The sequence below is a fragment of the Saprospiraceae bacterium genome (assembly GCA_016713025.1).
GTDB lineage: Bacteria > Bacteroidota > Bacteroidia > Chitinophagales > Saprospiraceae > OLB9.
Genome location: JADJPZ010000004.1, coordinates 3,706,314 through 3,713,146 on the forward strand (window position 1 = coordinate 3,706,314; position 6,833 = coordinate 3,713,146).

7 protein-coding genes are annotated in these 6,833 nt (G+C 37.2%); 2 read left to right on the forward strand and 5 right to left on the reverse strand.

The genetic code is table 11. The features are described from left to right. Nucleotides 1-183: 183 nt before the first annotated feature. Both IPK35_22095 and IPK35_22100 read right to left on the reverse strand, forming a co-directional pair. Nucleotides 184-1,647, reverse strand: a complete 1,464-nt coding sequence (locus IPK35_22095; protein MBK8055884.1) for a hypothetical protein — start codon at nt 1,645-1,647, stop codon at nt 184-186. Between the two features lie 46 nt (nt 1,648-1,693). Beyond that, nucleotides 1,694-2,284 (reverse strand): YceI family protein, encoded by a 591-nt coding sequence (locus tag IPK35_22100; GenBank protein ID MBK8055885.1) that lies wholly within the window; start codon nt 2,282-2,284, stop codon nt 1,694-1,696. Between the two features lie 278 nt (nt 2,285-2,562). Here IPK35_22100 and IPK35_22105 point away from each other — a divergent pair, with 278 nt between their 5' ends. After that, nucleotides 2,563-2,886: a hypothetical protein gene (locus tag IPK35_22105; protein MBK8055886.1), complete on the forward strand. Its 324-nt coding sequence runs from the start codon at nt 2,563-2,565 to the stop codon at nt 2,884-2,886. On the opposite strand, the gene rbfA is transcribed toward IPK35_22105, so the two are convergent. Further along, nucleotides 2,871-3,248, reverse strand: coding sequence for a 30S ribosome-binding factor RbfA (rbfA, locus tag IPK35_22110; GenBank protein MBK8055887.1), 378 nt, complete (start codon nt 3,246-3,248; stop codon nt 2,871-2,873). The two genes, IPK35_22105 and rbfA, sit on opposite strands and share 16 nt — an antisense overlap. Nucleotides 3,249-3,315: 67 nt before the next feature. Here rbfA and recG point away from each other — a divergent pair, with 67 nt between their 5' ends. Then, the gene (gene recG, locus IPK35_22115) at nt 3,316-5,436 is read left to right on the forward strand and encodes an ATP-dependent DNA helicase RecG (GenBank protein ID MBK8055888.1); all 2,121 of its coding nucleotides are present in this window, start codon (nt 3,316-3,318) and stop codon (nt 5,434-5,436) included. Nucleotides 5,437-5,448: 12 nt separating this feature from the next. On the opposite strand, the gene IPK35_22120 is transcribed toward recG, so the two are convergent. Then, complete coding sequence (locus IPK35_22120) at nt 5,449-5,799, reverse strand: carboxymuconolactone decarboxylase family protein (protein MBK8055889.1); 351 nt, start codon at nt 5,797-5,799, stop codon at nt 5,449-5,451. Between the two features lie 32 nt (nt 5,800-5,831). Then, a complete protein-coding gene (locus tag IPK35_22125; GenBank protein ID MBK8055890.1) occupies nt 5,832-6,296 on the reverse strand; it encodes a hypothetical protein in 465 nt (154 codons plus the stop codon). Nucleotides 6,297-6,833: the final 537 nt, after the last annotated feature.

Genomic DNA, 6,833 nt, shown 5'->3' on the forward strand with positions numbered 1-6,833 from the left:
CACAAAGTTGTCCTTTTTATATGTTTCATATTTCTAAGAGCCGTCAACAGTGATTACACATTGTAAGTTCCTGATAAAAATTATACTTTTCTTAAAATAAAAAAAGAGTTGGGTCGAACAAGAAGCCCGACCCAACTCTTAATCAATTTTTATCATCAACAATACTAACAAACAATTTGTGTATTAGAAACCGATTACTGCTTCAATTACAACTCCGGAAAATTCTCCTTCATTCCTATAATCAGCTTTTGGAAAATCTTTATATTTCTGATTAGTATATTCTAATTTCAATAACATATTTTTGGTTGCAAAATATCCTGCACCTACTGAAAATCTATTTATACCCACTTTTGCTTGAGAATTAGCGGTTTTACCTGTATCAGATGCATCGTATTTTAATCCATTTGGCTCACCGTTAGCGTTGACGTATCTTGCGCCAATATATACTTCCTCATTTTTCAAAAATCTATATATTGCTTCGGCATAAAATTGGTTCCAAGATCTTTTTGTCCATTCCTTTTTGCCCGAAGTTTCGACAACATCTTGATAAACAGATCCCTTCAATACATCAACTCCACCTTGTACTTCCAGTCCTTTAAATTTGACAAATGGGCTTATATTGAATGTTGTCAACCTGTTTGCAACTCCCGGATCAAACCTACCTGAAGCAAAATTTGGCCCTGCTTGGGTTGCAGGGTTGGAAGGACTTGTTCCAATTGAAATAGGCAATCCACCGATAGTTGCTGGCTCCATAACTCCAAACCAATGTGAACCTGTTCTATCACCTGCAAACATAGTATTTCGTTGTATATTTGAATTATGGTATACAGAAGCTGAAAGTCTGTAACGGAGTTCTTCAGACGATTTATCATAAGCTATTTTAGCAAAAAGTGATGGATTCCTTTTAGTAGGAACTACTCCGGATGAATTAACAGCATCAGGTTGCTTAATGATATTCCCACTTATAAATCCAGAAGTCATACCACCCATCAACATTAGATTTTCAGCAGGAAAGATATAAACTTCACCACCAATTTCAGTCGTAAATGCATCAAGAATTAAATTTTCTGTGAAAGGATTGAATATTGTGTTCCCTCCATCACTTCTTCTGAATTGAAAGTCACCATAATTGGGTTGGAAATGTCCAATTTTTACTCTAAGATATTTTGTAAACCACTCTGGATTGTTAAACATTGGTAGCTTATCTATCTGAATAAATCCTCCTTTTACCCAAAATTCACTATGGTGCCTTGAAGACATATAATTTTCAAGAAATACTCTGATACCATCGCCAATTTGAATATCGAAGTTTAAATTTGCCATAGCAAGATTAAAACCGGCAAGTTTGGAAGAAAGTGTATCCTCTGCTTTGATATATCCATATAAATAATTCTTGTTTAATGGATTTGTACTGGATGTACGAACGTAGTTAGCTTTGTTTTTGACAGTAAAATTCTGATAATCTTGTGTAAAAGAACCACCAATTCTAATTTTAAAACCATCAAATGGTGTTTCATCTGTTTTACTTGGCTCAAATACGTTCAATCCCGTCTTATCATATAATCTGGTATACTGAATCTGTGCCGACAAACTGGTAACAAACATTGTTACAACTAAAAAGCTGAAAAGATTAATTAAAGATTTCATATTGTTTTTGTTTAAAGATTAAGAATATTGTTTTATTAAAAAAATTTTATTGGTTTAATGTTACATCAAAAGCAAGGACTACATCATTGCCTGATTTTACAGCACCCAGCATAAATGATGGAGGCTCCATTCCGTATTCTTTCATGCTTAGCTTTTTTTCGCCTTTGACCGAAATGGAAGTATCATTTACCTTCTTGGCTGTGGTGATCAGGTCAGTTTCCAGTGTTTTTCCTGCGATGGTTAATTTTATAACACTTTTTATGGTGTATGTCTTATTGTCTTTGGTGGTGACTTCAGCACTTTTCAAAGTTGCAGTGATAGAAGGATTTTTATCAGCCTTGAGTGCTTTGTAGGCGTTTTTGTCCATGGCATCCTTACCACTCTTGAGTGCTTTGGATGATACAGTTAAAGTCATTGCTGAAAGATCTGTAACTTTACCTGTAGCATCAACAGTAAAGGTGGCACTGCAATCTCCGGCAGTAGATTTCATCACCCAATCGTGCATGGTCGATGTACCCGATACAGACATGTTTACAGCTTTGGCAGAATATTTAGTTTGTGAAAAGGCTATCACACTAAGCGATAATAAAACTGCTGCTGTAAGGATATACTTTGTGGTTGTTTTTAAGATTTTCATTCTGAATATTTTTGTTGTTATCGAATTATGACACAAGATTAGAGAGTTATTGGGTACCAAAAAATGATCTGAATTAGTATCAATCATGATAATAAATATACAACTATATGACTTAAATCATTGATTTATATGTTGAAAGAAAAACAATTGGTTGTTGTACTAACTAATGATGCTGATAGTCAGTCAATTAGGTTTGCAGTTTTATTTTTGAAGATATTGTCTTTTGACAAATGAGTCCCGAAAAAAAAGCTAAATGAAATTCTAAAAACCAGAATGTTTTGGAATTTTACAAACTTGAGTCCACTTTTGAAAGTATCTGGAAAGAATACGTTCAAAATATTAGTTTCTACTCATTTGATAATCAATGGTTTTCCTTAAGGGCTACCCGCCGATTAAGCATAGGGAAGGAGCAAGAAAAGCTTATATTTCCTTCCTTCAACCCTCATTCCCTGAAAGGACGACCTCCCAATTATGAAAATCGAAGCGCAAGAACCCCATTTAGAGCAAGGGTGAATATGTTTGATAATTTTAAAACATTTGTTTTCGACGTAGACTCATCAGCAAAACAAAAAAAGGCTAAACTTCCTCACTCCTCCTCCTGAACCGAAGGCGGATACATCGTTTTGATCTCTTTAAATAGTGCATCTACACGATACATTTCGTCGATGGTCTCGTCAAAATAAAAATGAATCTGAGGGATTCTTCTTAATTGATTTTTTATGCGCGCAGCAAGTGCCTGTTTCAGTACGTGGGTATGATTGTTGATCTTGCGCAGGGCTTCGTCTCTGTCAGCAACATTAAAGACGCTCAAATATACTTTTGCTTGTGACAGATCAGGTGTCACCTTTACTGATGTGACACTTACAAATCCTTGTCCATATATATAAATCCCGTGCTCCTGAAAGACCGGGGCAAAATTTCTTTTGATTAATTCTCCAACCTGTGCTTGTCTCTTACTATCCATTATTTTTATTAAAGTGTCACAAATTTAATATTTTTGCATTTAGTAATCGAATCAATACACGGATAATTTGCCTAATCATCTAAATATACTGGACACACCCATAGAATACGTCAAAGGTATCGGCCCATCCCGTGGTGAAACTTTCAGAAAAGAACTTAACATACATACGGTCAGAAATCTGCTGTATACATTTCCATTCAGATATATAGATCGTACCAAATTTCACCTGATCAAAGATGTAAAAGCAGAAGGTGACAACATCCAGCTTAAAGGAACTTTAGTCTCTGTTGAGAAGATAAAAGGAAAAACCAACAGGTCCCGTATTACCGGAACATTTAAGGACAGTTCGGGGTTTTTGGAATTGGTCTGGTTTCAGGGAGTCACTTGGTTGGAAAAGAGTCTGAAAGAAGGCGAAGAATATATCATCTACGGCAAGGTAAATGTCTTTAATGGAAATAAGTCCATGGTTCACCCTGAGATGGAGCTGGTATCTGAGTCTGCTATACATCTGACATCTACGTTTGACCCTGTTTATCCCAGTACTGAAAAAATGGATGCCAAAGGCCTGGACAGCAAAACCAGAAGAAAGATTATCAACAGCCTGTTGGTAACTATTGAGGAAAAGGATGTATCGGAAACGCTTCCACCTTATATCCTCGAAAAACTGAAGATCAGCTCAGCCTACAATACTTTAAAATGGATACATTTCCCTTCCAATGAAAGAGAAAAGGAATTGGCTGTCAACAGAATAAAATTTGAAGAATTCTTTTTTGTTCAGGTGCGCCTGTTGCTCAGCAAAATATACAGAAAATATAAGTACCGTAGTGCTCCGTTTGCCACAATAGGGCATTATTTCAACACCTTTTACAATGATAAACTACCCTACGAACTGACAAATGCACAAAAAAAAGTGATCAAAGAAATAAGAGCAGATATGGGTAAACCTGTGCAGATGAATCGGCTCCTCCAGGGCGATGTAGGTAGTGGTAAGACAATCGTGGCATTATTGTCCATGTTGATAGCACTTGACAATGGATTTCAGTCCTGCCTCATGGCACCGACTGAAATCCTGGCTCAGCAACATTTTGAATCGATTTCGGGATTACTGCAAGGTATGGATATAGGCATTGCTTTTTTGTCCGGAAGTGTGAAAGGTAAAAAAAGGGCTACCATCCTGGAAGAACTGAAGGAAGGTAAGGTCAATATCATCATTGGCACACACGCATTGATAGAGGAGCACGTTGTCTTCAAACACCTCGGCTTTGCTGTAGTGGACGAACAACATAGATTCGGCGTGGCACAACGAGCCAGATTGTGGAAAAAAAATGATGCCCTTGCACCTCATATTCTGGTGATGACAGCAACCCCGATACCCAGGACGCTTGCCATGACACTGTATGGCGATCTGGATGTGTCTGTCATAGATGAGCTGCCACCGGGCCGGAAAGAAATCAAAACCATACACAAATATGAAACCGCAAGGCCACAGCTTATACAGTTTTTACATAGCGAAATAGCCAAAGGCCGGCAGATATACATCGTCTATCCTTTGATAGAAGAATCAGAAAAACTTGATCTACAAAACCTTAATGATGGATATGAACGGTTGCTGCAGTATTTTCCTCAGCCAGATTTTCAGATAAGTGTCGTACACGGTCGCATGAAATCGGCAGACAAAGATTGGGAAATGCAACGATTTATCAAGAAAACCACTCAGATCATGGTAGCAACAACGGTGATAGAAGTAGGTGTAAATGTTCCCAATGCCAGTGTGATGGTCATAGAAAATACGGAGCGTTTTGGATTGTCCCAGCTACATCAGCTGAGAGGACGCGTAGGTCGAGGTGCTGACCAGTCTTATTGTATCCTGATGACAGATTACAAAATATCAAAGGAAGGCAAAGAACGCATCAATACTATGGTAAGAACCAACAATGGATTTGAAATAGCTGAAGTGGATTTGAAACTGAGAGGACCCGGTGATATACAAGGCACTCAGCAAAGCGGCTTGCTGGACTTCAAGCTTTTAAATATCGGCACTGACAGGGCTATCATGGATACAGCCCGCAACTTTGCACTGCACATCATAGAAGATGATCCGAAACTCGAAAAAACTATACATGAAAACATCAGACAAGAAGTCTCCAGATTGAAACATCAGTATAAAGACTGGGCAAGAATCTCGTGACAAGATAAAAAATCAACCATTTTTTGAGTGCAACAACTCATCCCAATATTCAGCTGCTCTGCGCGTATGAGGAATACATATGGATCCACCTACAAGATTGGCCACAGAAAAAACTTCATAAATCTCTTCGGTAGTGACACCCAGATCATGGCAAGTGCCCAAATGGTATTTGATACAGTCATCACATCTCAGGACCATAGAAGCTACAAGGCCCAAAAGCTCTTTTACTTTTTCTGAAAGTGCCCCGTCCTGATAAGTCTGATTGTCCAGGCTAAAAAATCTTTTCAGCACTTTATTGTCCTGGGCCAATATTCTGTCATTCATTTTGGCTCTGTAATCATTAAATTCATTGATCAATGACATAACTTGTGATGTTTAATTTGTTGTTGAAAAAATCAAACCCTGTCAGGTGTGTTGATAATACGCCAGAAAGATATGATCATCCTCATGGGCAAAAGCACTGTGGTTACAATAGCTCCGGTGCAAAAGAAGATGAACTGATATTTTATAAATCTGCCGAAATCATAATCTCTCATATCAGATGATCCTCTCAGAAAGCTGATGGTGCCTTCTTCGTCTATGAATTTCTGAAAATCATACATGCTCCCCACGAGATACATAAAAATGGCGATCGGTAAGAAAATTAAGATCCATTTGACCCATTTTGATCTCGAATATGGCACAAATTTCCACAAAAACAGCCACCTGGTAAACCATAAGAACAGGAAAATAGACGTGATATTTGAAAGATAAAAAGGGTAATTTTCTCCACATTTCAAATAAACAGGAATCATGATCATTGAACAGAATATCAGTATAAACATCCAGCTTAAGATCTCAAATCGCCACTCTTTTTGCATGTATTTTCGCTGTTTAGTCCCGCAAATGTAATGTAATACAATTAGTTTCAGGCTATCGCCGTGGAGATAATAAAAAAGAAAGCATTTTGTTTTAACAAAATTTTACTTTACCACCTTCATAAATCAAAGTCAAATACACTTTCATCAAAATGTAATAAACCGGATAACCTGATATTTTTTCCTAGTTGAAGAGAAATGTATAGGTTAATTAGGGTCACAACTGTTGAGTTAACCCAACAGTTTCCAATCAACCGGTAAGTCTGTGTAGTTTAACAATGTACAAATAATTGAATAAAAACGTAACTGTTTAGGTGCTTAGTCAAATGAATAGTTTTTGTCACGATTTTTGCAACTTTCAGGCAAAAATAGCGCCAAAACTAAGAGTTCCATTCTTTTAACGACGGGCTTTACCCGTCGTTACTAATATTTTGCCCCTACAGGGCAATGACCTAAATAGTTGCATAAAAACTTAAAATGAAAATCTATTACGACAATCCCTGACTTTCCTATCTGCCCTACCCTTTTTAGATTTGGATC

Coding starts and splice junctions, on each gene's coding strand:
- IPK35_22095 (MBK8055884.1), bottom strand. CDS start 1,647: ATGAAATCTTTAATTAATCTTTTCAGCTTTTTAGTTGTAACAATGTTT.
- IPK35_22100 (MBK8055885.1), bottom strand. CDS start 2,284: ATGAAAATCTTAAAAACAACCACAAAGTATATCCTTACAGCAGCAGTT.
- rbfA (MBK8055887.1), bottom strand. CDS start 3,248: ATGGATAGTAAGAGACAAGCACAGGTTGGAGAATTAATCAAAAGAAAT.
- IPK35_22120 (MBK8055889.1), bottom strand. CDS start 5,799: ATGTCATTGATCAATGAATTTAATGATTACAGAGCCAAAATGAATGAC.
- IPK35_22125 (MBK8055890.1), bottom strand. CDS start 6,296: ATGCAAAAAGAGTGGCGATTTGAGATCTTAAGCTGGATGTTTATACTG.